26 protein-coding genes are annotated in these 22,998 nt (G+C 69.0%); 11 read left to right on the forward strand and 15 right to left on the reverse strand.

What is annotated here, in order from left to right; all coding sequences use genetic code 11:
- The first annotated feature begins 13 nt into the window (after positions 1-13).
- Complete coding sequence (locus tag ACIBEJ_RS48070; protein WP_397189724.1) at positions 14-607, forward strand: TetR/AcrR family transcriptional regulator; 594 nt, start codon at positions 14-16, stop codon at positions 605-607.
- 433 nt (positions 608-1,040) lie between these two features.
- On the opposite strand, the gene ACIBEJ_RS48075 is transcribed toward ACIBEJ_RS48070, so the two are convergent.
- Together ACIBEJ_RS48075 and ACIBEJ_RS48080 are read right to left on the reverse strand one after the other, a co-directional pair.
- A complete protein-coding gene (locus ACIBEJ_RS48075) occupies positions 1,041-3,353 on the reverse strand; it encodes a sensor histidine kinase (protein ID WP_397189725.1) in 2,313 nt (770 codons plus the stop codon).
- 192 nt (positions 3,354-3,545) lie between these two features.
- Complete coding sequence (locus ACIBEJ_RS48080; RefSeq protein WP_397189726.1) at positions 3,546-4,034, reverse strand: CGNR zinc finger domain-containing protein; 489 nt, start codon at positions 4,032-4,034, stop codon at positions 3,546-3,548.
- Between the two features lie 113 nt (positions 4,035-4,147).
- Between ACIBEJ_RS48080 and ACIBEJ_RS48085 the strand changes: the two genes are divergently transcribed.
- Positions 4,148-4,996: an alpha/beta fold hydrolase gene (locus ACIBEJ_RS48085; RefSeq protein WP_397189727.1), complete on the forward strand. Its 849-nt coding sequence runs from the start codon at positions 4,148-4,150 to the stop codon at positions 4,994-4,996.
- Complete coding sequence (locus tag ACIBEJ_RS48090) at positions 4,993-5,463, forward strand: HPP family protein (RefSeq protein ID WP_397189728.1); 471 nt, start codon at positions 4,993-4,995, stop codon at positions 5,461-5,463. Before ACIBEJ_RS48085 ends, ACIBEJ_RS48090 begins: the two co-directional genes overlap by 4 nt.
- A 156-nt stretch (positions 5,464-5,619) precedes the next feature.
- Here ACIBEJ_RS48090 and ACIBEJ_RS48095 read toward each other — a convergent pair whose 3' ends face one another.
- The 3 genes from ACIBEJ_RS48095 to ACIBEJ_RS48105 are packed head-to-tail and all read right to left on the reverse strand — an operon-like array spanning position 5,620 to position 6,815.
- Entirely contained in the window at positions 5,620-5,970 is a 351-nt protein-coding gene (locus ACIBEJ_RS48095) for a VOC family protein (RefSeq protein ID WP_397189729.1), read from the reverse strand.
- Positions 5,967-6,584 carry a zinc-binding dehydrogenase gene (locus ACIBEJ_RS48100; RefSeq protein ID WP_397189730.1) on the reverse strand — a complete coding sequence of 206 codons (618 nt, stop codon included), beginning with the start codon at positions 6,582-6,584 and terminating at the stop codon, positions 5,967-5,969. Before ACIBEJ_RS48100 ends, ACIBEJ_RS48095 begins: the two co-directional genes overlap by 4 nt.
- Positions 6,585-6,617: 33 nt before the next feature.
- Positions 6,618-6,815, reverse strand: a complete 198-nt coding sequence (locus ACIBEJ_RS48105) for a hypothetical protein (RefSeq protein ID WP_397189731.1) — start codon at positions 6,813-6,815, stop codon at positions 6,618-6,620.
- Between the two features lie 344 nt (positions 6,816-7,159).
- On the opposite strand from ACIBEJ_RS48105, the gene ACIBEJ_RS48110 reads away from it, so the two are divergent.
- Positions 7,160-7,825 carry a TspO/MBR family protein gene (locus ACIBEJ_RS48110; protein ID WP_397189732.1) on the forward strand — a complete coding sequence of 222 codons (666 nt, stop codon included), beginning with the start codon at positions 7,160-7,162 and terminating at the stop codon, positions 7,823-7,825.
- Here the strand turns inward: ACIBEJ_RS48110 and ACIBEJ_RS48115 are convergent, their stop codons facing one another.
- The 3 genes from ACIBEJ_RS48115 to ACIBEJ_RS48125 are packed head-to-tail and all read right to left on the reverse strand — an operon-like array spanning position 7,826 to position 10,076.
- Positions 7,826-8,215, reverse strand: coding sequence for a PPOX class F420-dependent oxidoreductase (locus ACIBEJ_RS48115; RefSeq protein ID WP_397189733.1), 390 nt, complete (start codon positions 8,213-8,215; stop codon positions 7,826-7,828).
- A complete protein-coding gene (locus ACIBEJ_RS48120) occupies positions 8,212-9,423 on the reverse strand; it encodes a sensor histidine kinase (protein ID WP_397189734.1) in 1,212 nt (403 codons plus the stop codon). The genes ACIBEJ_RS48115 and ACIBEJ_RS48120 overlap by 4 nt, the downstream gene beginning before the upstream one ends.
- The gene (locus ACIBEJ_RS48125) at positions 9,420-10,076 is read right to left on the reverse strand and encodes a response regulator transcription factor (RefSeq protein WP_397189735.1); all 657 of its coding nucleotides are present in this window, start codon (positions 10,074-10,076) and stop codon (positions 9,420-9,422) included. Before ACIBEJ_RS48125 ends, ACIBEJ_RS48120 begins: the two co-directional genes overlap by 4 nt.
- A gap of 117 nt (positions 10,077-10,193) precedes the next feature.
- Between ACIBEJ_RS48125 and ACIBEJ_RS48130 the strand changes: the two genes are divergently transcribed.
- Positions 10,194-11,483 (forward strand): tetratricopeptide repeat protein, encoded by a 1,290-nt coding sequence (locus ACIBEJ_RS48130; RefSeq protein WP_397189736.1) that lies wholly within the window; start codon positions 10,194-10,196, stop codon positions 11,481-11,483.
- A 73-nt stretch (positions 11,484-11,556) separates the two neighbouring features.
- Here ACIBEJ_RS48130 and ACIBEJ_RS48135 read toward each other — a convergent pair whose 3' ends face one another.
- Positions 11,557-12,456, reverse strand: a complete 900-nt coding sequence (locus tag ACIBEJ_RS48135; protein ID WP_397189737.1) for a hypothetical protein — start codon at positions 12,454-12,456, stop codon at positions 11,557-11,559.
- A 201-nt stretch (positions 12,457-12,657) separates the two neighbouring features.
- On the reverse strand, positions 12,658-13,335 hold the full coding sequence (locus ACIBEJ_RS48140; protein ID WP_397189738.1) for a TetR/AcrR family transcriptional regulator C-terminal domain-containing protein: 678 nt from the start codon (positions 13,333-13,335) through the stop codon (positions 12,658-12,660).
- Between the two features lie 349 nt (positions 13,336-13,684).
- Here ACIBEJ_RS48140 and ACIBEJ_RS48145 point away from each other — a divergent pair, with 349 nt between their 5' ends.
- Entirely contained in the window at positions 13,685-14,161 is a 477-nt protein-coding gene (locus ACIBEJ_RS48145) for a DUF6326 family protein (RefSeq protein WP_397189739.1), read from the forward strand.
- A 363-nt stretch (positions 14,162-14,524) separates the two neighbouring features.
- Here ACIBEJ_RS48145 and ACIBEJ_RS48150 read toward each other — a convergent pair whose 3' ends face one another.
- Positions 14,525-14,854: a hypothetical protein gene (locus ACIBEJ_RS48150; RefSeq protein WP_397189740.1), complete on the reverse strand. Its 330-nt coding sequence runs from the start codon at positions 14,852-14,854 to the stop codon at positions 14,525-14,527.
- An 835-nt stretch (positions 14,855-15,689) separates the two neighbouring features.
- Between ACIBEJ_RS48150 and ACIBEJ_RS48155 the strand changes: the two genes are divergently transcribed.
- Entirely contained in the window at positions 15,690-16,595 is a 906-nt protein-coding gene (locus tag ACIBEJ_RS48155; protein ID WP_397189741.1) for a hypothetical protein, read from the forward strand.
- 157 nt (positions 16,596-16,752) lie between these two features.
- Here ACIBEJ_RS48155 and ACIBEJ_RS48160 read toward each other — a convergent pair whose 3' ends face one another.
- The gene (locus tag ACIBEJ_RS48160; protein WP_397189742.1) at positions 16,753-18,162 is read right to left on the reverse strand and encodes an alpha/beta hydrolase family protein; all 1,410 of its coding nucleotides are present in this window, start codon (positions 18,160-18,162) and stop codon (positions 16,753-16,755) included.
- 113 nt (positions 18,163-18,275) lie between these two features.
- Positions 18,276-18,848: an ArsR/SmtB family transcription factor gene (locus ACIBEJ_RS48165; protein WP_397189743.1), complete on the reverse strand. Its 573-nt coding sequence runs from the start codon at positions 18,846-18,848 to the stop codon at positions 18,276-18,278.
- A gap of 197 nt (positions 18,849-19,045) precedes the next feature.
- Here ACIBEJ_RS48165 and ACIBEJ_RS48170 point away from each other — a divergent pair, with 197 nt between their 5' ends.
- Both ACIBEJ_RS48170 and ACIBEJ_RS48175 read left to right on the forward strand, forming a co-directional pair.
- Positions 19,046-19,201: a hypothetical protein gene (locus ACIBEJ_RS48170; RefSeq protein ID WP_397189744.1), complete on the forward strand. Its 156-nt coding sequence runs from the start codon at positions 19,046-19,048 to the stop codon at positions 19,199-19,201.
- A 358-nt stretch (positions 19,202-19,559) separates the two neighbouring features.
- Entirely contained in the window at positions 19,560-20,747 is a 1,188-nt protein-coding gene (locus ACIBEJ_RS48175) for a cytochrome P450 (RefSeq protein WP_397189745.1), read from the forward strand.
- Between the two features lie 418 nt (positions 20,748-21,165).
- On the opposite strand, the gene ACIBEJ_RS48180 is transcribed toward ACIBEJ_RS48175, so the two are convergent.
- Positions 21,166-21,552, reverse strand: coding sequence for a DUF1761 domain-containing protein (locus ACIBEJ_RS48180; protein ID WP_397189746.1), 387 nt, complete (start codon positions 21,550-21,552; stop codon positions 21,166-21,168).
- A gap of 74 nt (positions 21,553-21,626) precedes the next feature.
- Between ACIBEJ_RS48180 and ACIBEJ_RS48185 the strand changes: the two genes are divergently transcribed.
- Together ACIBEJ_RS48185 and ACIBEJ_RS48190 are read left to right on the forward strand one after the other, a co-directional pair.
- Positions 21,627-22,283 carry a TetR/AcrR family transcriptional regulator gene (locus ACIBEJ_RS48185; RefSeq protein WP_397189747.1) on the forward strand — a complete coding sequence of 219 codons (657 nt, stop codon included), beginning with the start codon at positions 21,627-21,629 and terminating at the stop codon, positions 22,281-22,283.
- 38 nt (positions 22,284-22,321) lie between these two features.
- On the forward strand, positions 22,322-22,492 hold the full coding sequence (locus tag ACIBEJ_RS48190; RefSeq protein ID WP_397189748.1) for a hypothetical protein: 171 nt from the start codon (positions 22,322-22,324) through the stop codon (positions 22,490-22,492).
- A gap of 22 nt (positions 22,493-22,514) precedes the next feature.
- On the opposite strand, the gene ACIBEJ_RS48195 is transcribed toward ACIBEJ_RS48190, so the two are convergent.
- The gene (locus tag ACIBEJ_RS48195) at positions 22,515-22,994 is read right to left on the reverse strand and encodes a serine hydrolase domain-containing protein (protein ID WP_397189766.1); all 480 of its coding nucleotides are present in this window, start codon (positions 22,992-22,994) and stop codon (positions 22,515-22,517) included.
- Between the last annotated feature and the right edge of the window lie 4 nt (positions 22,995-22,998).

A 22,998-nucleotide genomic window follows, 5' to 3' on the forward strand; every position in this document is an offset into this window, starting at 1 on the left:
ACGAAGGAGGCTCATGCCCAGGCAGGTCGATCATCAGCAGCGCCGCACCCTGGTCGCCCGCGCGCTCTGGCGAGTCATCGCCGAGCAAGGGCTTGAGGCCGCCAGCCTGCGCGAGGTCGCGGCGGCCGCCGGAGTGTCGATCGGGCAGTTGCAGCACTACTTCGGCTCGAAGGAGAGCATGCTCCGCTTCACCATCGAGCAACTGGCCGAGGAGACCGGCGGCCGCATCCTGAACCTGGCCGCGGCGGGCGGTCCCGTACTCGACGTCCTGCGCCGGGTGGTCGCCGAACTGGTTCCGTCGACGCCCGAGCGGCGGATCGAACAATCGGCCTGGACGGCCTTCCTGGCCCATTCCGCCGTGGACCACGAGATCGCCAGGATCCTCCGCGACCAGTACCGGGCCAGCCGCGCCGTACTCGAGCAATCGCTACGGCACGCGCAGGCGGCCGGAGAGGTCGGGCCGAGCGTGGATCCCGGGGTGGCGGCGGCGACGTTGCTGGCCCTGGTCGACGGATTGTCCATCCAGGCCGAGCTGGACGACCTCGACCCCGCGTTGATCGACCACGCGCTCGACGCCCACTTCGCCCGGCTTCGCGAAGCGCCCTGAACCGCCGGCGGCGCCGCCCGGTAGCGGGTGACGTGGGCGAGGAAGAGCACCACGAGCCCGTTCACGCCCGCCAAGGCCATGGCCTCTCCCCCATCTCGCACCACATAGCTGGAACGAACCGAGCATCCCCAGAGTCCTTCCCGATCTACTCACCGCGAGAGAGGGAACACGCACAGCTGCGAAGCACCTCTAGGCGCTTCGCCGGTGTTCCTGACCGGCGGCGCTGGGGGAACCCGCACACCTCGATCCGGGGAGTCGACGCGCTCGGGCGGCAGATCTGGTCCCGTGACCTTCAAGCGGAGGCCGGCGTCACCGCCGACCGCCGCTGGCGGCGATCGGTGGTGAGCGACGGCTGTCTGGCACTGCTCGACCGGAACGGAAAGGTCAATGCGCAACGTGACGACGTCACGGCGGCGAGGTTCACCGACACCGGTCAGCTCGTCACCGTGAGCGCGAACAACGAGGCGACCTGCTCCTCGCCCTGCCCCGCAGGCCGCCATCCGGCCTCCATCCAGACCGTGTCGTCGCTGGTCAGCGCTTCGATGCGGACACCCGGCGTGACCGGGGCCGGAACGTCGATCCCGCCGCAGTCGGCGACCACGCTGACCGACACCAACTCGGCGCTGCCCACCACCGTGACCCGTGCCCGGGTGGCCGCGGTGGCGAGAACGACCAGGACCGCCTCGGTGAGATCCCGCCTGACCGCCACGGGCGGCGTCGGCCACTGGCCGCGTGAGTCCAGCTCCACCACGACGCCCTTGCGGTCGGCCACGTCGGCGCAGTGGCGCAACTCGTGCAGCAGCGGGTTGGCGGCGTCGTCGGACTCGGCGAACAGCCTGCGGATGCGAGCCGCCTCGATGGCGCAGCTCCGCTGGACCGGCGGGCTCTCGGGGCGGAGTGAACCGTCGGCGAGCCCCTCCAGCAGCGGCACCGTGGTCACCGACAGTTCGGCGAAGCGCTCCTGCCTGCGGTTGTGTGTCTCCGCGGCGACGGCCTCCGCCACGCGTACCTGCTCAAGCTCTCTGCGCGCGGCCACCGCCGCCGTGCCGAGGCTGCGCAGTACGGTCGCCACCACCGCCACGCACAGCGGGAAGCCGATCACCGTCACCGACCCGGTCGCGAACCGGGCCAGCGATTCCGCCGTGGCGCCCTCGAACAGGAGCAGGTGGAGCAGCGCGGTGACCCCGTGCGCCGTCAGGAACAGCGCCGCGGCACGCAGCGGACGCTCCAGCACCACGACGAGGCCCGCCCAGGTGGCCGCGGCGAACATCCAGTCCTCGCCGGTCGACGTGCGACCGTCCGGCAGGCTCACGTACGACAGCATGGACGCGGCGAGCACGGCCGCGATGACCGGGCCGCGCAACCGGTCCCACGAACGCCCGCGCACGACCAGCACCACCTCCGCGATCAGCACGAGGCCGACCACCGCGAAGGCGCCGAACTGCGCGAGCGGCGTCTCATAGGTGTCGAGGTGACTCACGAGGGTGGGTAGCGCGATCCCGAACACCGCCGTCATGGAGACGACCAGCGTCGCGACCCGCAGACCGCGCCCCAGCCGCGCCCGCGCCGACTCCTCGACGGCGTCGTTCGCGACGGTGTCTGCGACGGGGGCCGCATCCGCGGCGTCGGCGTCCCGCCATTCGAGCCGGACCCGGGTCCCCTCTCCGGTTGCCGAGGTGATCGTGACCGTGCCGCCGACACGCTCCATCCTGCCGCGAATGGACTCGCGCACGCCGCGACGGGTCCCGGGCACGTCATCCGCCGAGAACCCCTTCCCCCGGTCGGCGACGTCGAGGCGCAACGCCCGCGCGTCACCGCTGAGCCGGACGGTCACGTGGGTGGTGCCCGAGTGACGGCGCACGTTGGTGAGCGCCTCACCCGCCGCGTCGGTGATCGCCCTGGCGACGTGGTACGGCAGGCGGAGCCGTCCGGGGCCGTCGAAGTCCACCGTCAGTTGTGTGGCGGCGAGATCGGTACGCAGCAGCTCGACGAGATCGGCCTCCTCAGGCGCCCGCCCACCCACCGAACGCAGCCTGCCCAGGTCGCGCCGCGCCTGCGGGCCCAGCCAGGCGGCGTCCGAACGCACCTGTCCCAAGCTCACCATCAGAAGGGTCGTCGCCGCGGTGTCGTGCAGCGCATTGGCCTGTTCGCGTTCCTCGGCGCGCACGGCCGCGGCCAGCAGCGCCTCCCCGCGCGCCCGCAGGGCCTCGGCCGCCATCAGGTCGGCCCGTTTCGCCGCACGCGTGACGAAGATCCAGGCCGCTCTGGCTTGCACGGCGGCCGACAGCGCCCACAATGTCCCGGTTGCCAGGCTCGCGTCCACCTCCAACGCCCCGCCTGCCACGAGCAGCCCCACCGCCCCGCCGCCGCTGACGATCGCGGCCACCCCGCCCACCACCGGCGAGGTGTGCCACTGGTAGGTCGCGCAGGCGAAGGTGACCAGCAGTCGTAACCAGCCCGTGTTCTTGTCCGCCACGGCGTCGGTCCAGAAGATGGTGCCGAACAGTCCCAGCAGGACCGCCACGTCGACGGCGACCAGCACGTTGCCCCGCCCCGCCCGCAGCCACCACGCGAACCCGCAGGTCCAGACCGCCGCGACGCCCACCACGACCAGGGTGCTCACCAGGTGTTCCGGCGAGGCCCTGAACGGGGCGATGGCGCAGGTCGGCACCAGCGTGACCAGTCTCACGGCGGCGGCGTACCTGCGTCCGAACCGCACCAGCAGCGCCGCGGCCTCCCCTGCCAACCGCCCGCCTCTCGCTTCGCTGACGCCCTTCGCCGCCCCGCAGCCTAACGTCTCCGCCGCCACCCGGAAATATCCCGCCTTTCCCGGTCCATCTGTCGAGGGCGCGGCCGGGGTTCCGGCCCTCGCCGTCCCCCATTCTCCGGAAGATCGGCAAGAGGCCTGCTTGCGGCGGTGACCGCTGAGGCTGTCCCGTCACCCCGTGGAGGGGTGCGCGGACTTCCTGTTGAAGCGGTTGACCTTGGCGCGGTTGCCGCAGACCTCCATGGAGCACCAGCGGCGGCTGCCGTTCTTGCTCACGTCCAGGAACCAGAGCACACATCGCGGGTTGCCGCAGTGGCGTACCCGATCGGGACGTTCGGCCAGTACGCGCACCAGGTCGGCAGCGGCGAGCCAAGCCGCCTCCCACGATGGATCGTCCAGCACGAGCAGTTCGTCCGGCCCGGCCTCGCCGATCAGCGGCCGCCTGCTGCCGTGCGCGAGCACGGCGTTGAGCGCGCCGGGGCCCCGCCCTTCGAGCATCGCGCGCATGGCGGCACGGGCCTCGACCAGATGGCCGATCATCCCGTCGCCGCCGGGGAGCCCGTGATCGTCGAGCCAGGCGCGCACGCCCTCCGGCGTGTCGAACTGGTCGACCAGAGTCCCGTGGTCCATCCAGACCGTGTCGACCAGGTCGAGACCCAAGGGCTCCCCTCGCAGCGGCCGAATCCTCACCGTTTAACCCCTCAAACAGATTTGACCGGTTAGCAAGAGCCATGCTATCACTTAACCGGCAAAACCAATTTAGGGAGTTAGCAATGGGTTACCGCACCGCGTCGATCGACGGGTTGGATGTCTTCTACCGCGAGGCCGGCGACCCCGCCGCGCCCACCCTCGTCCTGTTGCACGGCTTTCCGACCTCGTCGATCGCCTACCAGGAACTGATCACGGAGCTGGCCGACGAGTTCCACCTCATCGCCCCCGACTACCCGGGCTTCGGGCACAGCTCGGCGCCGTCGGCACAGGAGTGGGACTACACCTTCGACCACCTCGCCGACGTGGTGGACAAGCTGCTCGACTCCCTCGGGGTACACCGTTACGCGATCTACGTGCACGACTACGGCGCGCCTGTCGGCTTCCGGCTCGCCGTACGCCATCCCGAGCGGATCACCGGCATCGTGACCCAGAACGGCAACGCCTACGAGGAGGGGCTGACCCCGTTCTGGGAGCCGCTGCGCCGTTACTGGGCAGAGCCGTCGGCAGAGCACGGCGACGCCCTGCGCACCCTGCTGACCCGGCAGGCGACCCACTGGCAGTACACCCACGGCGTCGCCGATCCGTCCCTCGTCAACCCGGACAAGGAGGCGTTCGACCAGGCGCTGCTCGACCGGCCGGGCAACCAGGAGATCCAGCTCGCCCTCTTCCTGGACTACGGCACCAACCCGCCGCGCTACGCCGGCTGGCAGCACTACCTGCGCACCCATCAGCCCCCGCTCCTGGCCGTGTGGGGGCGCGGCGACGAGATCTTCGGCCCGGACGGGGCGACGGCCTTCGCCCGTGACGTGAAGAACGCCCGCATCCATCTCCTGGACGCCGGCCACTTCCCGCTCACGACCGAGCTGGCCACGAGCGCCGCACTGATCCGCGACTTCCTGCGTGCGCTGTGAACACGCGGGTCCCGCTCAAGAGCGTGGCGACGGCGACCGCGGCGGCACTGGCCGGTCTGCTGCTGCTGGCCGCCGTCACCAGCGCCACCGGGCTGGCGCTGTTCGCACTGCCGTTCGCCGCGACGGCCGGGATCGTGGCGCTCGCCCCGGCGGCCCCGTTCGCGCAGCCGCGCAGCATCATCCTGGGACACCTCAGCGCCACGGTGCTGGCTCTGGCCATCACCGCGGTCGCGGGTCCATCCGTGTGGACCGCCGCCGTGGCCGCGGCCCTGTCGACGGCGCCGATGATGCTGCTCAGGGCGGCGCATCCACCGGCGGGCGCCACGGCGGCGCTCGTGGGGCTCACCGCTCCCGAGCCGATGTACCTGGTCAATCCGGTGGTGCTCGCCAGCGTGACGGTGATCGTGGGCGGCGTACTGCTGGGCCGGCTGCTGCCGGGACACGACTATCCGGCCTCGTGGAGGTGAGCACCGAGCTTCACCCGCGATGACCCGGCAGCCCAGCGTCCCGCAGGGCACACGGGATCGGGTGGCCGGCGCCCAGCAGGTCATGCAGCCAGGGGCTCGGCGGACCCACCGCTGAGACGAGCCGGCCCGCCGGAACGATCAGGTGTTGCCCAAGGGCTAGCTCAATTCCTGGACCACGGTGACCAGGTTGCCGTCAGGGTCGTGCAGATGACAGAAGGCTACGAGGCTGGGGACGGATTCGATCGGGCTGGGAGTGAACCCGTTCTCGATCAGGCTCGCGCGCTCACGTTCCACGTCCTCGACCACGAGCCGGAGCCCCCAACCCGTCCCGGCCGGTACGCCTTGGACGCGATCGAGTTCGAATCCGTTGTCTTCGGAGACCTCGAAGATGACCATGTCAGGGGCCGATTCCGCGTCGCCTCTCAATCCGGTGAGCCGCTCGTACCAGTGCTGTGAGGCCGCCAGATCGACGGCCGGGATGCCCGCGTAGACACCGTTCAGTTTCATCGTCGTCCTCCTTCGGTTTGATCACTTCTCCGGCGTTGCTCCTGGGAGACCGCGGACCCGGCCGGCTTCACAGCCGGACCAGGGTCGTGCCCCGGTGCCTGCCGTTCAACTGGGCCGCACAGCACGAAGCGGGCCTCGGGCGCGGCCAGCGCCAGCGCGGCCTCGAACTGCTCTCCCGCGACGTTGTCGAAGAAGACGTCCACGCCGTCCGGCGCCAGCTCCGCCAGCCGGGCGGCGACGGGGCCGTCGTGGTAGTCGAAGGCGGCGTCGAAGCCCAGCTCGCCGACCAGGTAGCCGATCTTGTCCTTGCTGCCTGTGCTGCCGATCACCCGCGCGGCGCCGCGGCAGCGGGCGATCTGCCCGGCCACCGAGCCGACCCCCGTGGTGGCGCCCGACACGAACACGGTGTCACCCGGGCCGGCCCCGGCCAGCGTCACCATGCCGCGCCAGGCGGTGGCGCCCTGGTTGAGGTGGTACTCGGGACCGGGCAACAGGCCCGGATCGAGCCTGGTGACCGACGCGTCGCCCTCCGCGGCCAGGACGTGGTCGCGAAAGCCGTACACGTGCTGGACCAGATCACCCGCGCGGAAGCGCGCGCTACGCGAGGCGAGCACGGTGCCGACCGCCGGAGCCCACGGCTCGCGTGATCACCATCGGCTCACCGTAGGCAGCGACGCGGCGCAGACATTGATCCCGATCATGATGTCCTCTCCGAGGTGAATGTGACGGCACTCCCCCGCCGGGGTACGCGCGGCGAATCCGTTGAGCAGGGGCCAGTCGACCGACTCTTTTAATGAACGACTGTTCAAAAACGAGGCATGCAACATCTGGTCGACCAGGGTCATTCTCACGGAGACCCCCGGCTCTGTGGCGATCGTGAGCCCTCCCATCCCGCCGAGCAGCCATCACCCCGCAGGGTGGCGTCCACCACCTGACGACGGCGCTCTGCACGGTCGGCGACTCTCGGCACATCAGTAATCGTATGGAGATATTTTTATTTTGTCGAGCCAGCTCTCCAGGGCACCGCCTTGTGTTCGTCCACCGGCATGCCCGCGCTGTGTGCGGCACGGATCGGGTCGGTGGGGAGCCGGTTGGCGGATGTGCGCGCACACGTGCCCACCGTCGCATCCCCGGCCCCGGGGTGTGACGGTGATGCGTCAGTTGTGTTCGCGAGGGCAGAGGAGGGTGCATGGTCGTCAGCCAACCGCTCCGTACCTGGGCCGTCCTGCCGGTGTTCGTCCTGGTGGTCGCGCTCGTGGCCGTCGTCGGGTCGCTCGCCGCGGTGGACGCCGGCAGCGAGTACCTGGCCCTGCGGCGGCCGGCGTGGGCGCCGCCGCAGTGGCTGTTCGCCCCGGCCTGGACCGTCCTGTACGTGCTGATCGCGGTGTCGGGCTGGCTCGCCTGGATCACCCGCCGCGACCCGGCGGCCTTCGTCGTCTACGGGGCCCAGTTGGTGTTGAACGCCGCCTGGACCCCGCTGTTCTTCGCGGCGGGACGGTACGGCCTGGCCTTCGCCGACATCGCGGCGCTCCTCCTGCTGATCGTCGCCACCATCGTGCTGTTCGCTCGCATCCGCCGCGTGGCAGCGCTGTTGCTGGTGCCGTACCTGCTGTGGGTGAGTTACGCGGCGGCGCTGAACCTCGCCATCTGGCAGCTGAACCCGGCGCCCGGCCACCTGCCGGCCACCGTCGCAGCCGAACGTCTCGGCGACGCAGTCTCCCGCAACTGGCTGGCCACGCCTCTCGAACCCCGCCCCTTCAGGGCCCCCTTGGCCAAAGATAAGAAGGTGCGGGCCGCGCACGGAGCGAGGGCGGGCGCCTGGCCGGACAGTTCGAACGGTGCCCGCCCCATGTGATCACACCGTACGACTGACCCGCCCGCCGTCCAGCCCCCATGAGGTGATCTTGGTCGGTGTGATCCTGATGACCTCCCGGGAGAGGCCGGGCAGAGGCGGCTCCTGGTCCGTCAACGCCACCGCCGTGCCCCGGATCTCGATGCCCCGCGGCGTCCACGGGTCGGTAGAGGCCAGATCGTCCACGACGAACGCCGCCGTGCTGCCCTCCTGAACATTGCGGAACTTCTTCGTCGCGCCCATCGCACCCCCGCCGATCACGAGCGCGCCGCCCTCGGCGTCGACGAAGAAGTTGGTGGGGTTGTTCTGGACCTGGCCCGCGGGCGATACGGTGGCCAGCCGTCCGAGGGGCTGCGTGGCCAGGTAGTCGAGCTCGGCTTGCGTGAAAATCATGTGTTGACGTTACCGGGCTGACACGGCGGCTCGCGTGTGGAAGCCGCCCGCGCCTGATCGACCTGCCGTTCGAGCCGGCCGGGGGGAAGGAAGCGGACGGTGACGTCCAGGCCGCCTGCCGGGCGGGCCGTGGTGGAGATCGAACCGTCGTGCGCGGCCGCGATGCCGTACACGATGGACAGGCCGAGGCCGAGGCCCGCGTCACCGCGCGTCCGGACGCCCTCCCCGCGCACGAACGGCTCCCGCCAGCGCTCCACCTGGCCTTGTGTCAGCAGCGGGCCGGTGTTGGAGACGCGCGCGAACGGTCGCCCGCCCTCGACCCCGGTGACCACCTCGACCCGGCCGCCCGCGTGGTTGTAGTGGACGGCGTTGTCGATCAGGTTGCCGACCATGCGTTCCAGCAGCACGGGATCGCCCGTCATCCGGGCGGGCCGCAGCACGCGCCGCACCGCGATGTCCCGGGCCTCCCCCGCGACCCCGGCGAGAACGCCGGTGACGATGTCGGCGAGATCGACGTCGCGTCCGATGATCCGGCCGCTCTGGGCGCCGGCCAGGGTCAGCAGGCCGTCGAGGATGCGCCGGCTCTGGTCCACGGCCGCGCTGACATCCCGCGTCATCGCGAGCAACTCCGGCGTGCCCGGCCGGTCGTCGAGGGTGACGTCGATGGCGGTACGCATGGTGGCCAGCGGCGTGCGTAGCTCGTGGGCGGCGTTGGCGGTGAACATCCGCTGGCTGTCCAGGGCCCGGTCGCGCTCGGCCAGCCCGGTCTGGATACGGTCGAGCATCCCGTTGACGGTGCGGGCCAGGACGGCCAGTTCGTCGGCGGGCGTGGTGACCGGCACCCGTTCGGAGAGGTTCTCCGCGGACAGGCGGCGGGCGGTCGCCGAGATCGTGCGGATCGGCCGGAGCACCCGCCCGGCCACGAACCAGCCCAGGGCCGCGGCCAGCGCGGTCACCACCGCGAGCGAGATCAACGCCTGGTTCAGGAACTCGGCGTAGGTGGCCGCCTCCAACCGCCCGGCGATCGTCCACAGCCGTTGCCGCGCCATCGCGGCATAGCCGGGGTCGGCGGAGGTGCCGACGACGTCGAGCGACAGGCGGCGCCCCAGGTTGCGGCTCATCAGGAAGTACGTCAGCCCGGTCAGGACGACGCCGGCCGCCAGGACCAGGAGGGTGTAGAGACCGGCGAGCCGGAAGCGGGCGGTCATGCCCCGATCCGGTAACCGGCGCCGGTCACGGTCTCGACGAGCGGCGGATCGCCGAGCTTGCGGCGCAGCGTGCCGACGGTGATCCGGACCGCGTTGGTGAACGGGTCCGCGTGCTCGTCCCACACCTTGTCCAGCAGCGTCTCGGCGCTGACCACGTCGCCGCCGGCGGTCAACAGCAGTTCGAGCACGCCGAACTCCTTGGGAGTCAACGCCAGCGACCGGCCGGCGCGTTCGGCGCCGCGCCGTGCCGGGTCGAGGACGACATCGGCGGCGCGCAGCACCGGCGGACGGGCCGGGGAACTGCGCCGGACCAGCGCGCCGACCCGGGCGATCAGCTCGGAGAAGGCGAACGGCTTGCCGAGGTAGTCGTCGGCGCCCAGAACGAGCCCGTCCACCCGGTCGGCGACCTCGGCGGAGGCGGTGAGCATGAGGATCCGCGCCCTGCCCTGCTCGGCCAGCTTCCTGCACACCGCGTCGCCGTGCACCAGTGGCAGGTCCCGGTCCAGAACCACCACGTCGTACGGCGTGGCCGCGCACTTGTCCAGCGCGGCCCTGCCGTCGTAGGCCACGTCGACGGCGAAGCCGTGCTTGCGCAGCCCGGCCGCGATGTACTTGGCCAGGGGCCGCTCGTCCTCGGCCAGCAGAACCCGCATCCGGACATTGTCCCGGTCACGCCATATGGATCACGTATGGTCCGGCCATCGCCTGCCCATCGGCGCCGGTCGGTAGAAAGGGCGGCCACATCACCGGCAGACGGCGAGGGGCATGCGATGGCGTACGACAGGCGTGGATTTCTGCGGACGGCGGGACTGGCGGTCACGGCGGGAGCCGTGCTGCCGCCTCTGGGACCCGCGGCCGCCACAGCGACCGCCCCCAGCGCGGACCAGCTCTTCAAAGCCGGGAAGTTCGACCAGGCCGACCGCGCCTACGCGCGGCTGCTGCGCGAAAATCCCGACGATGTCCGGGCCTTGGGGCAGCGCGGGTACATCGCGCTGCTGTCCAACCGGTTCGACAGCGCGGAGCGGTTTCTGGGCCGGGCGCTCCGGCTGGCTCCGGACGACGTCCCCGCGAAGCAGCGGCTCGCGGAGTGCTACGTGCGCCAGGACCGGCTCTCCCGCGCGATACCCCTGCTGCGCGGCACCGGCAGCAAGCGTGACGAGGCGTTCGCCGACCAGTACGCGAGCCTCACCGGGACCCCCTGGCAGGTGCACGGCGCGCAAGGCACCCGGCTGCCCTGGTATGCCACCGACCCGCTACCGTTCGTCGAGGCTTCGGTGAACGGCGGGCGGTCCAGGCTCTTCCTCATCGACACCTACGCGACCGCCGGCCTGACCCAGGAAGTGGCCGAGGAACTGGGCCTTCGCGCGGTGGCCGAGCTGACGGCGCACGTCGGCAGCCACTCCATCACCCTCTACCTGGGCGTCCTGGAGTCGCTGCGGCTGGGCGGCATCGAACTGCGCAACATCCCGATCCAATGGACCGGCGAGGGCACCCCGGACATGCCCCGCCCGCCGGACGGCACGCGCCCGGCGGGCGCGATCGGCACGACGCTCTTCTACCACTTCCTGACCACCATGGACTATCGGAGCAAGAGCCTGGTGCTGCGGCGCGGCAACGGCACCGGCGCCTTCCGGGCCGAGGCACGCAAGCGCGGATACGACCGGGTGCCACTGTGGCTGGCCGGCGACCACTTCCCCTGCACGCTGGGCAGCCTGCGCGACTACGGGCCGAGGATCGTCACCCTCGACACCGGCGGGTTCGGCCCAGGCGTCGGCACGACCGTGGAGATCGCCGAACGCGCGGGCCTCAAGGTGGACTACGACCACCCCACGGACGACACGCGCACCCGCTTCCCCATCGAACCCGACCGGATCAGCCTCGGCCGCACCGTCCGGCACGACGCGGCCGGCATCGCCGAACCGCCCTCCATGGGCCCGGGACCCGGCCAGTCCCGCCAGTTCGGATTCGACGTCATGGCCAACTACAGCCACGACTTCCTCAGGAGGTTCGCCATCACCTTCGACTACACGCACATGGACCTGTACGTCCGCAGTTCCTGACACGGGCGGCCACGCCGGCGGTCGTGCCGGTGCCAGGCGGACCAGGCCCTGGCCGCCTGGAAAGACTCTGCCCCTACTTCGCCGACCCCGGTCTGCGGAGGCGGCGTACCACGCAGGCGAGCACGATCAGCGTCGCCCAGCGCGAGGACGAGTTCCTGGGAGGCGGCGCGGGACCGCGGGAACCAAGGCGCGGGACGGCGTAGACCAGCCTGAGGAGCACGGGGGCCGCTGCCGGCATCGCCAGAATGACGACGACGACGGCCAGCCAGGCGGGAGTGGGGTTCCAGTACACGTCGGCGTAGGCCAGGAGCAAGCCGAGGGCGACGGCGATCACGAAGGCGTAGCGGACGGTACCGAACGTGCCCTTCGACAAGTGGCGGGCGATCTCCTCGGAAACGGCGGTGGTACGGCGAAGCCGTCCACGGATCACCGCGATGAGCACCAGAACCGTGGCGAGATAGGCGTACACCGTGGCGATGAGCCAGCCCGGGGGGTGCGTGTCGAAGGCGACGTAGAGGTAGTCCAGGCTCGTGGTCGACAACAGCAGGACCGCGAGCGTCGCCACGCCGTGCAGGACGGCACGCGCCAGGCGCTCCAGGTCAACCGCACCCTCGGCGCCGTCGTCCTGTTCGAGGTGGGCGGCGATGAGCCAGGCGACGCCGCTGGTGAGGGCGACGGCGCCCACGCCCAGCAGGCCGCTGGCGATCATCATCTCGGACCAGATGCGATAGCAGGCGCCGCCCTTGGGCGTCTCCCCGGCGATCACGGCCAACAGGTAGCTGTTGAGGGCCAGGGCGGCGAACGCGGCGACGAACAGGCTGATGGCCGGGATCCTGCGGCGTCTGGGCCAGGACTGGCTGAGCATCACCACGATGCTGGTGAACACGAAGCCGGCCAGAACGCCGGCCAGCTGGGAGAGCACCGGGGCGAGCGCGACCGGGTTCCACCCCGGCTCCGGGCAAAGGTCGTTCACGACTGCCAGTGTGAGGGACCGGCTCAAGAGTGACATCTGTCGATTTCGTAGCCGTTTTCACGTGATTTCTCGCGTAAAAGCCGGCCCCGGGGTTTCGTCGGAAAGTGAACTTCACCCTCACTGCGAGCTAGTCCTCGCCCGTCCAACCGACCGAATTCAGGGCCGCGCCTACCCGGGCCTTCGTGTTCCGGTCTTTCTCGTCTACCGGTTTCCGGCTCTCAGGGGCTCAAGGGCGGCCAGGACGAGGTCGAGGCCGAAGATGAACTCCTCCGCCGGGTCGTAGCCGGCGGCGGCGAGCGCCGCGGCGGACTCGTTGAGGTAGGGGAACTCGTCCGGGGGAAGCTGGGGCAGGAAGACGTCCTCGGTCACGTCCGCGAACTTGTCGGCGGCGTCGAACGGCAGGCTGGCTTCCTGCAAGGCGAAACCGTAGACGTAGCTGTCGAGCAACCAGTTGGCGTGCGTCGCCATCAAGACCGGGAAGCCGGCCCTCCGCAGGCAGGCGGTAACCGCTTCGCGGTGGCGGAGGTTCGCGGGCCCCGGCGATGTCCGCGACTCCATCAGGCCGATCGCCCACGGGTGGCGTGCGAGAACCTGCCGGGCCGATACGGCCCGCCGGCGCATCGCTGACTGCCAGTCGTCCCCTTCGGGCGGGAGCTCGATCTCGCCGAAAACGATGTCGATCATGGCGTCCAGCAACTCCTCCTTGTTCGCCACGTAGTAGTAGAGCGACATCGCGCCCGCGCCGAGCGCGCCGGCCAGCCGGCGCATGCTCAGCCCGTCGACTCCCTCGCGGTCGGCGAGCCGGACCGCCTCGACCACCACCCGCTGCTTGCTCAGCCCCGCGTCTGACGCGACCTGGCGTCGTTCCCTCGCGGACACGACTCTCCTCGCTCTCGTAAGGCTTGACAATCGTACAGCGTACTACCATAGTACGGCGTACGAAGTACGGTGTACGAAACGGCTATGGACGTGAGGAGGCTTCGGTGGGAACCGAACGGCGATCGAATACCGGAGCACGCCTGACGCCGGCGACGATGCGGCCCGCCCTCGGTGCTCGAATCGTCCGAGGTCGAGCTACCGCCGCCCGGTCCTCGTCCAGGTGGGCGCGGCCTCGGCACATCCTGGCGACTACTTCGTGATGACCGGCGTGCCGTACGTCCCGTGCGTATGCAAGCCCAAACCTGCCGCCACACCGGCGGACGGACCGCTCCTCTCGAAAGAAGAACCGATGACCATCCGCACGAAATCGCCGACCCCGCTCGACAACCCCCCGATCCCCGTGCAGGCCAAGCTCGCCGCCGCGTGGACCAGCTTCATGTTCCTCTACATCTACGTCGACTACTTCCACCTCTACAAGCCAGGCACCGTCAACGGCATCCTGGCCGGCGCCGTCTTCGAGTTCGACGTCAGCCCGACCCTGCTGACCATGATGCTCGCGTCCGTAACGATCCCGGCCCTGATGGTGATGCTCTCCATCACGCTGCCCGCCCGGGTGAACCGCGTCACGAACCTCGTCGTCGCATCGCTCTACATCCCCTACTCGGTAGTCAACGCGGCAGGGGAGTCCTGGGACTGGGCCTCCTTCTACGGCCTTTCCATCGGAATCGAGGTGCTGCTCCTGGCCTTCGTCCTGCGCTCCGCCTGGACATGGCCTCGAACCACCGCCGTCCCAGCCGCTCCCGCGACGGCCGGCCTTCGACCGTAGACATCCGTGTAAAGCCCTACGGACACCGGTGACGGGAACCCTTCGCACCCGAAACCCACCCGACCAGCCACGTTCACCGCCCCGAAACGATCACGAACCTGGCGGCTGGAGACCTGTTCGGGAGCGGAGGGCCTGAACGGCCACCCGATCCTGATGAACTCCTCCACCTCGGGGGTTGTCCCAGACTTGCGCCGGCCCGGTGGGCGAGCCGGGCCTCACGGACCGTGCACGGCACGGTCCCTCGCGCGTCCGCGCTTGCAGGGGGTGTACGCGCGCGCCATGCACCATCACATTCCGTCATTTCTGGCCCAGGCGGTGCGCCCTTCGAGCTGGAGCGGCTCGCGTGTCTGGACGGATCGGCCCCTAGCCGGCTTCGAGAACGAAGAACAGGAAGCTCAGGAATCTCGTGCCGGTGATCTCGCGGACCTCGGGGAACAGTTCGCGGGCTTCCGGCACGAACGGCGGTTCGCTGATGACGCTGATGCGAAAGCCAGCCGCGGTGAAGGCCTCGGTCATCGCATGCAACGGCCGGTCCCAGAACCTCATCTGGGCGGTTTGCCCACCCATAGCCCATTCATCGACCCGGATACGGGTCTTGAAGTACTCGGGCTTTTCCCCGGCCATGTGCTGCCACAGAGCGATGGCGAAAGGATGCTCGACCGAGACAAGAAGCCGGCCGCCAGGCTCCAGCACGCGTCGAAGCTCGGCCAGCGGCGTCGGCCGGTCATGTTCCCCGCCAGTTCCAGCATCGCGGGACGCTCGCAGTAAGCGTTCAGGAGGTTGGTCTCGTTCTTGGCCGTGTAGCCCTCGGCGATCATGTCGTAGGCATTGCCTTCGGACGATTGTGCGGTCTTGGCGTGATTATCGGATATATCAGTTATACAGGCCATTTTTGCCCACTCATCACAAATTGCGCAGGCAAACGGCTCCTACATCGGATCAACCGTAAGCACTGGCCCTACCGCCGCTACCTCAGAACGGACAGCACCTCCTCCGGCCCAGACGGAGGGCGATACGGTGGCCGACACCCTCGCCGTACCGACTCACCTCCCGCTGCCGGCCGTCAGACGACCGAAGCCGGCCGCAGGCACAGCCGGGCGGGTCTTCGCTGTACGTGCGGGGTGTCCCTCCCGCGCCCAGAGCCCCAGTTCCAGATCGTCGGCGACACCGTGAAGTTCTGGAAGTCCGACCGATGGGGACGCTCCACCGCCGGTTCCATTTCACCGATCCGTTGCCGAGCATGCTTCTCAAGCGGCTCGCGGCACGGCCGGCCGTTCCGGCATCGGCCGCACGGCTTAACCCGCCGCGTTTGCCAGCGAAAATGGTCTGGGCGCGCGTCACAGACCACGGACGGCCTGAAGATTGCCCTGCACTGTCTTCGTCAGCGGACGATCGCGAGGCCGGGCACCCGTTCGTAGTCGGCCAGGCTCCGCCACTCCTGCGGCAGAGGCGGAGGTATATCGTCCTTGATTCCTCCCCCACTAGGAGCGTTCCAGGGCAATATGGACTTCAACCGAGAAGGGGAATCATGCCCGACGCACGCTCCTTCATTCGAAAAACATTTCGGTCCTCCGTATGGCAGGCGGTGGGTGCTGTATGCGCTCTTGTGGCGATCCCGATCGCGATCATCTCGTGCCAAGCCGCGTCCTCGCCTGCTCCCCTCACCCGGATCGGCGACGGTGACTGCGCGCCCGTCGGCAATGGCAACATCATCAACTGCCCACAGGTGCAGTTACCGCCCACCCCCACTGCCCCCAGAGAAGACGGGGCTGCCATTGCCACATCCGCCATCGTGGAGCTGGGCGAATTCGGCCAGGTGGCCTTCGCAGAGCCGATGGTCCTCTCTCCAGCAGAACTAAGGTCCCTGAACAACCAGGGCCTGGAATCCTGGCTCACAACAAGACCCGGCTATTGGGGCGCGGGTGCCAGCAACGTCAAACTGACGGTCCAAGGCCGACGCCAGGCGAACATCACCGGCATGCGCGCGCGCATCGTCAAGCGTCAGCCTCCCATCGCCGGAACGCTCTTCCGTCCAGGCTCCGGTGGCAACCAGGACAACATTCAGCTCCACATGTACCTGGACGACGCGTCGGCCGAAGCCCGAGCAGTACGCGACAACTCGGACTACGCCTACTTCGACGAGAAGACCGTGACCCTTGCACCCGGCGAACAAGAGATATTCACGATCGATGCGTCCGTCTCACAATCCCCAAGCGCTATCGAGTGGGTCATCGACATCACTGTGATCGAGCCAGGACGGAAGCCCACTGTCCACACCGTCGACGACCACGGCACTCCCTTCAGAACCACCGCAATCGCGCAACCCGAGGTTCAGTATGGGCACTGTTACTGGACGCTGAATCCCGATATGCAACCTCCCTGCACAGGCAGGAGCGCCACATACTGGGAAAGACTGGACCTCAAGGTAGATTGATCCGGACAGTTCCACATGCACCACCCGTGCGTCCCGGCTACGGAACGGGGCAGCGTAACGTTCCAGCTCAACTGCGTCCCGCCAGGCCACTGCCGACAAGGACCATGCACAGCCGGACACCAGACATCCCCGGCCTGAGCCATATCCCGGTCTCCATCTAGGGGGTGAGCAGTCCCCAGTACGCCGCCCATGGCACGAACGTCGCCGCTGCCACGAGCACCATGACCATCCGTGTTCGCCCAGCGGGGGCCAGGTCGCGCCGTCCCCGCCAGGCGGCGATGGCGGTGGCAAGCCCGGCGGCGACCGCGGTCACGGCGAGGAGTTGAAGGAGAAGCCACGGCACCGTGCGGCCGAGGACGACGGGCCCAAGCACTGACGCCCCGGTGACGATCAGGACGCCGAAGTAGGCGAGGAAGCCGAGTACCGTGGCGCCGACGACGGCGACGAACACCCGAGCGGGCCAGACGGCCACGGGCGCGCCGCGGCGTCCGCGTATCCGCCTGGCCACGGCCGTCAGCGGGTAACCAAGGCAGGCGGCCAGGAAGAACACCAAGGCGACCGCCTGCCACCAGGGCGCTTCGTACCAGGCGAGCGAACCGTCCACCGGCCTGCTGGCCCGGCCCTGACGTGGTGGGCTGGCGACCTCGACCGCGGGCGAGCCGTCGGCCAGGCTCTCGATCCACTCGGTCTCCTGCTCGGCGTAGGTAGCAGGCAGGAGATCCGGCCGGTCGAAGCCGTCGTCGCGAGTGCCGTTGAGGTTGTGGCGCGCCCCGGGGACGAAGCGGATGGTGTGATGGGTGTTGCCGCCCCTGGCCAAGGCCCGGGCTATGATCTTCGCGCTCTCCGCGGGGACCGCCTCCCGGTCCAGGGCGCCCCAAAGGGCAAGGATCGGCTGGCGGACGCGTTCCCAGCTACGGACGGGATCGTGAACCGCCTCACCGAACAGGCCGCTGGCGACGGCGAAGCGGATGAGGCGCTGCTGCAGGGACATGACGAGCGAGCCATGGACACCGGCGTGGTCGAGCCGTTCACCGTAGGCCCATGCCTGCTGTCTGGCAGGTGTGGTGCCGATCGCTCCGGCAACGATCAAGAAGGCGACGTCGGTTGAACGGGCGGCCGCCATCGGGGCGACCCAGGCACCTTCCGACAGCCCCCAGATGCCGACCCGCTTCGGGTCGGCCTCCGGACTGCCTCGTAGCGTCTTCACCGCGGCGAGGGCGTCGGCGGCGAGGACCGCGTAGTCGCGCCGCACAGTGGAGTAGCCCGTGGTGCGCTTGTCGTAGATCAAGGTCACGATGCCGCGCTTAGCGTATGCCTCGGCCTCATCCCGATACTCGTCTCGGCTGACCGGCCCGGCGCCGTGCACCATGACGATGCCCGGCTTGGGACCCTTCGCTCCAAGGGGAGCAACGATCGTTCCGCGTAAGGTGATGCCGCCGGCGCCGGTGAAGGTGACATCGCGGCTGTGCACCGTCCCGGTGCCGGCCGCGGCGGGCCCGGCGAACACTGTGGCGGCCAGGCTGAGCGGGACCAGCAGCCGGGCCGGCCATTTGCGTTGGAGCAGCATGAGCTGCTCTCCTTTCTCTGGGAGTTGCGCGCACGTCGAGACACGCCCTTCGCGGGCGTGGTGGTGCGACTTTCCGGTCCTGGGCCGCCGGGCTGGCACCCGGCGGCCCAGGTTTATTCCTCCTCGTCAGCAGCTACGGGGAAGGCCAGTAGCCGGGCGAGCACGACGCGCGCGCCGGGCGGCGTTTCCTCTGCTGGCCGTTTGAAGCGATAGAGCAGTTTCACGTACTCCTCGAGGAACTCGTTGAGCTCGTCGGCGGTGAGCCGCATCGTCGACCGTGACCAGGCCAGGGCGTCAGCCCATTCCCCCATATGCTCGCGTTCGAGCTGGAAGCGGCTGAACTGCTCAAGCTCGTCGGCGAAATCAAGACGGTTCATCTCCTCGACCGCCTCCCGCATCTTCGGGCTCTGCCTGCTGTAGGCCGGGATTCTGCGGTCCGCGGGCACGTGCCGCCACCAACGTTGCCGTCCGCGGGAGAGCTCAGGCACTTCCTCGATGAAGCCGTGCTTGGCCATCTGCCGCAGGTGATAACTGGCCAGCCCGCTGCTCTCGCCCAGGGCGCGGGCGAGCGTGGTGGAGGTGACCGGCCCCTTGCGCAGTTCCCGTTCGATCCGCTGACGCAGTGGATGGGCCAGCAGTTTCAGCGCTTCGACGTCAGTTATCTCTTCCCGCCGCTGGTCTGGCATGCGGTCACCCTACAGCAATGCAAAGAGTCCTTGCAAACAGTCTTTGCATATGACACCCAGTGGGGAGATTGCGACCGTGGACCTGTCCCGCCGATCGGCGGTTGTCCGTGAGAAGAGCGGTCTAGCGCCGGCATCGACGAAAGGAACTTCCCGACTATGAACGCGCTACGTCGGAGCTGGCGGCGCATTCTGCTGTGATGATGCTTTCGCCGCTGCTGGCAGAGGTCTTCAGCGGCTCGCTGCGGGCAGTCTCCCACCGCGCCACTCAGTTGATCGGTGGGTACGGCCGCGGGGTCCCGGGCGGCGGCCAGGAGCAGGTCGATCGCGGCATGCTCGGAGGTTCGTCGTTCTAGTGCCCGTACGGAGCTGAGATCAGCGGGATCCGGCTGTGCCTGGCCTCCGACCCTGGGTGTGCGGCCCAGCGAGACGCTGGCCGCGCTTTCGAGCGCTTCCGGGTACGGCTGGCCGACGAACTCGGCGCCGATCCCGCGCGGCAATTCACGAAGCTCTGCTGCGGGGCGGTTCCGGCACCCGGCAGGAACGGGGCAATCTGTGCACGCCACGCGAATAACCTGCACAGTGCTTGCATTTTTCTACCCTCAAGCATAATCCGCATTTCTAACAACGCGGCTGGTGGAAGCGCATATTTTGAGCCCCGAGACGAAAATGAGAAGGCTGGCTGGCTGGAAATTCCCGCGTACTCTGCACACCATGATCGAAATTGAGAAGTACCCGTTTCCCCCAGGCCCCCGAGGTGCCCCTTCCGGCCTTTATGCGCAGCGTCAGGAGCGAGAACCGCTCGGTCTGATCCGGCTACCCAGCGGCGACACGGTCTACCTCGCCTGCCGCTACGAGGACGCCGTGATCGTCCTCAGCGACCCACGCTTCAGCCGCGACCTGAGCTACCCCGGCGCCCCCCGCGTGTTCCCCGGCTTCTCCATCACCGAGTCGCCCGGCAGCCTCAGCACCATGGACCCCCCCGAGCACAGCCGCCTGCGTCGTCTGCTGTCCGGCACTTTCACGATCCGGCAGGTCAACGGCTGGCGGCCGCGGATGCGTGAGCTGGCCAACAGGCTGATCGACGACCTGCCCGACGAGTTCGACTTCGTCCCGGACTTCGCCTTCGATCTGCCCGTGCAGATGATCTGCCACGTCATGGGCGTGCCCAGCGTCGATACCCAGCGGGTACGCCGCTGGTCGGATGCCATGCTCTCCAACTCCGGCCTTCCCGAACAGGAGAGGTACAACGCGGGCGAGGAGTTCTACGCCTACTGCGAGACCCTCATCGCCGCCCAGCGCGACGCGCCGGGAGGCGGCCTGATGACCACCATGATCGAGGCACGCGACGGGTCGGACCGCCTCACCGAAGAGGAGATGACCAGCTTGACGCTGGGCCTGTTCCTGGCCGGGCACGAGTCGACCGGCGCCTCGTTGTCACGTTTCGCCCTGCGCCTGCTGACCCAGCGCGAGGCCTACACCCGCCTGATCGCCGACCCCGGCCTCATCCCGCAGGCGACCGAGGAACTGCTCCGCCTGGAGCATCTGGGCGACAGCCTGTTCATCCGCGTGGCCAAGGAGGACGTGGACCTGCCCTCAGGCACGGTGAAGAAGGGCGACGGCGTCATCGCCTCCTTCACCGGCGGCAACTTCGACCCCGACGTCTTCCCCTCCCCCCACACCCTGAACTTCGACCGCTCCCCCGCCCAGCCCCACTTCACCTTCAGCCGCGGCGCCCACTACTGCCTCGGCGCCAACCTGGCCAGGGCCGAGATACAGGAGTTCCTCGGCGTTCTCGTCCAGCGCCTGCCCAGCCTGGAACTGGCCGTGCATCCCGACGAGGTGGCATGGACCCTGGACAGCCTCATCCTCCGCCCGGTGAGCGTGCCCGTGCACAAGTGAACGCACCAGAAACGCACCAGATGAGCCTGACCACAGGCCAGGCGAACGCTTCGCGGGGCAGGACACGATCGGCCGCCCAGAGACCGATTCCAGCAGCCGCCGTACAACGAGAAGGCGGACGTAGCGATGATCTTCATGACTGGCGTGCCCGGCACCGGAAGTCCCCCACCGGATGCGACGCCTTTGGGCGGCGGCGAGTTCCCGATCCTGTCCCCGTTCGTCGCCCAGGCAGCGGTCGAGCCGCTGGCCACAGACGTTCGACGAGTCGTACGGTCGCGGTATCGCCGGCGGCCTTGCCGACGGGGCGGCGCAGCGGGGAGGCGATGGGGGTTATGGGTGTCGTCGCCCAGGGCCACGAACGAGCGCTCCGGGCTTCGTAGGGTCGGCGTTCATGCCATGCCGCTTCGAGTCGTCATCGTCAGTGCAGGAAGCCGAGCACGGCCCCGATGAGCAGCAGCTTCAGGAGCCAGTCTCCGGCGTGCAGTACGGCGGTGACCACCGGCACGCGCTCCCACAACACCGAGCCGGTGAGCAGGATGAGCGGGAAGCCCAGCCACGCGACGAAGCCCAGCAGCATGGCCGAGGGCAGACTCAGCAGGTTCGCCTGTGCCGCGATCCAGGCGAACACGCCGGCGAGAAGTGCGGTCCGCAGCATCTCAACGGCCGCCTTCCACGGTACCGGCCGTCCGCGGTCGAGCGCCGCGGCGCCCAGCCGTCGTTGCTCGAACGGCGTGGCCAGCGCGTAGTAGAGGGAACTGGCGACGAAGGCCACGACCGCGGCGAGGGCGATTCCCAGAGCGAGCATCTTGTTCTCCCTTTCAGTACTTGGTAGTACTTTATTTATCAGGTTATAGTACCGTCAAGTACTAAGGAGGACGGATGTCGACAGAGGCGACAGGGCGGCGGCCACGCGGGCGCCCAGGAGGCAGCGTCGGCGCGGACCTGCTGGCGATCGCCCGCGACGTGTTCCTCACCCAGGGATATCCCGGCGCGACGATGGACCAGGTGGCCGCCCGTGCCCGGATCTCGAAACACACCCTCTATCGCGAATACCCGTCGAAGGAGCGGCTGTACGCGGCGGTCGTTCGCGACTGGGTCGATCGCGGCTACGACGCCATGCGACCACACACGCAAGCGTTGGCGGAGTCCACGGACATCCATGCCGGCCTGTTGCGCCTTGCGCACGTCCTGCACGCGGGAGTGCTGAGCGAACCGGTTCTGCGCATGCGATCGCTTGTCGCCACCGAGTCCACCCGGTTCCCGGACGTCGCCGCCGACTACGTCCAGCGCAGCTGGACCCGTAACACGCACCTGCTCGCCGACGCGCTGACCACCCTGACGACGCGGAGCCTGATCAAGGCGGGGGACGCGCTCGTGGCGGCGCAGCAGTTCACCTGGCTGGTCCTCGGCGACCCGCTCAACCGCCTCACACTCGCAGCGCGCTCCGCACCGGCCGACGCCGGCGAGCTTGCCCAACTGCGCGAGGAAGCGGTCACGACGTTCCTCAGCCGCTACGGCCTGCCGGCCTCACACTGAGCGGCAGAGCCTCATCCCCGGCCAAGGGAAGATTGGGCATGGTCGTGATCGGTTTCGAGGTCGTCGGCCTGTTCCAGCACGGCGTCGGCGTCAAGGTCTTGGAGGGCATCGACGACGGACAGAAGACGCTCTCCACGGCCTTGAACAGCGCCTCGGCCGGCTGGGAGACGTCCTTGATGCTGAGCGTGGCCGACATGGCCGGCTGGTGACGGCCGTCCCTGGTGTAGAAGGTCATGGCGAGATAGCCGGCGGTGGTCCCGCCCACGATGTACCCGTCACGCGCTGCAGTTCCGGCGGCAGCGGCTTGCCCTGGGTGAACGCCCGCTTGAAGGCGCTCACGCCGTACACGGTCGATACGACGCCGCCGAAGCTGGCGTCGAACTGGTCCACGTCGCGCAGCTTGCCGTTGGTGTCGGGGTAGTAGCCGTGGCCGTGCGGTCCCACGATGCCCTGTGGTGGTTTGACGGGTAGGTACGTCCTGGACATCCCGAGCGGGCCGAACAGGCGGTCCGTGGCCAGTGTGCGGCCGGTCAGCCTCTCGATGATCAGGCCGAGGACAGTGCAGGTGGTATTGGAGGAGAAGTGCCTTTGGCCGGACATTATGGGCGGGCGCTGCGCTACGTACTGTTGCGCGACACCCTTCGAAACCTCAGTCTTGAGCCCTCGGCAGGATGTCGTGCGGTGAATCGTCTGGGCCTGCCGGGATCGGATCCGC

The sequence above is a fragment of the Nonomuraea sp. NPDC050790 genome, assembly GCF_044456745.1.
Classification (GTDB): Bacteria; Actinomycetota; Actinomycetes; order Streptosporangiales; family Streptosporangiaceae; genus Nonomuraea.

Bases quoted from the DNA above. Each gene is read 5' to 3' on its own strand.
- ACIBEJ_RS48070 (WP_397189724.1), top strand. From the start codon at position 14: ATGCCCAGGCAGGTCGATCATCAGCAGCGCCGCACCCTGGTCGCCCGC.
- ACIBEJ_RS48085 (WP_397189727.1), top strand. From the start codon at position 4,148: ATGGGTTACCGCACCGCGTCGATCGACGGGTTGGATGTCTTCTACCGC.
- ACIBEJ_RS48095 (WP_397189729.1), bottom strand. From the start codon at position 5,970: ATGAAACTGAACGGTGTCTACGCGGGCATCCCGGCCGTCGATCTGGCG.
- ACIBEJ_RS48105 (WP_397189731.1), bottom strand. From the start codon at position 6,815: ATGACCCTGGTCGACCAGATGTTGCATGCCTCGTTTTTGAACAGTCGT.
- ACIBEJ_RS48110 (WP_397189732.1), top strand. From the start codon at position 7,160: ATGGTCGTCAGCCAACCGCTCCGTACCTGGGCCGTCCTGCCGGTGTTC.
- ACIBEJ_RS48115 (WP_397189733.1), bottom strand. From the start codon at position 8,215: ATGATTTTCACGCAAGCCGAGCTCGACTACCTGGCCACGCAGCCCCTC.
- ACIBEJ_RS48120 (WP_397189734.1), bottom strand. From the start codon at position 9,423: ATGACCGCCCGCTTCCGGCTCGCCGGTCTCTACACCCTCCTGGTCCTG.
- ACIBEJ_RS48125 (WP_397189735.1), bottom strand. From the start codon at position 10,076: ATGCGGGTTCTGCTGGCCGAGGACGAGCGGCCCCTGGCCAAGTACATC.
- ACIBEJ_RS48130 (WP_397189736.1), top strand. From the start codon at position 10,194: ATGGCGTACGACAGGCGTGGATTTCTGCGGACGGCGGGACTGGCGGTC.
- ACIBEJ_RS48145 (WP_397189739.1), top strand. From the start codon at position 13,685: ATGACCATCCGCACGAAATCGCCGACCCCGCTCGACAACCCCCCGATC.
- ACIBEJ_RS48155 (WP_397189741.1), top strand. From the start codon at position 15,690: ATGCCCGACGCACGCTCCTTCATTCGAAAAACATTTCGGTCCTCCGTA.
- ACIBEJ_RS48160 (WP_397189742.1), bottom strand. From the start codon at position 18,162: ATGCTGCTCCAACGCAAATGGCCGGCCCGGCTGCTGGTCCCGCTCAGC.
- ACIBEJ_RS48165 (WP_397189743.1), bottom strand. From the start codon at position 18,848: ATGCCAGACCAGCGGCGGGAAGAGATAACTGACGTCGAAGCGCTGAAA.
- ACIBEJ_RS48170 (WP_397189744.1), top strand. From the start codon at position 19,046: ATGATGCTTTCGCCGCTGCTGGCAGAGGTCTTCAGCGGCTCGCTGCGG.
- ACIBEJ_RS48175 (WP_397189745.1), top strand. From the start codon at position 19,560: ATGATCGAAATTGAGAAGTACCCGTTTCCCCCAGGCCCCCGAGGTGCC.
- ACIBEJ_RS48180 (WP_397189746.1), bottom strand. From the start codon at position 21,552: ATGCTCGCTCTGGGAATCGCCCTCGCCGCGGTCGTGGCCTTCGTCGCC.
- ACIBEJ_RS48185 (WP_397189747.1), top strand. From the start codon at position 21,627: ATGTCGACAGAGGCGACAGGGCGGCGGCCACGCGGGCGCCCAGGAGGC.
- ACIBEJ_RS48190 (WP_397189748.1), top strand. From the start codon at position 22,322: ATGGTCGTGATCGGTTTCGAGGTCGTCGGCCTGTTCCAGCACGGCGTC.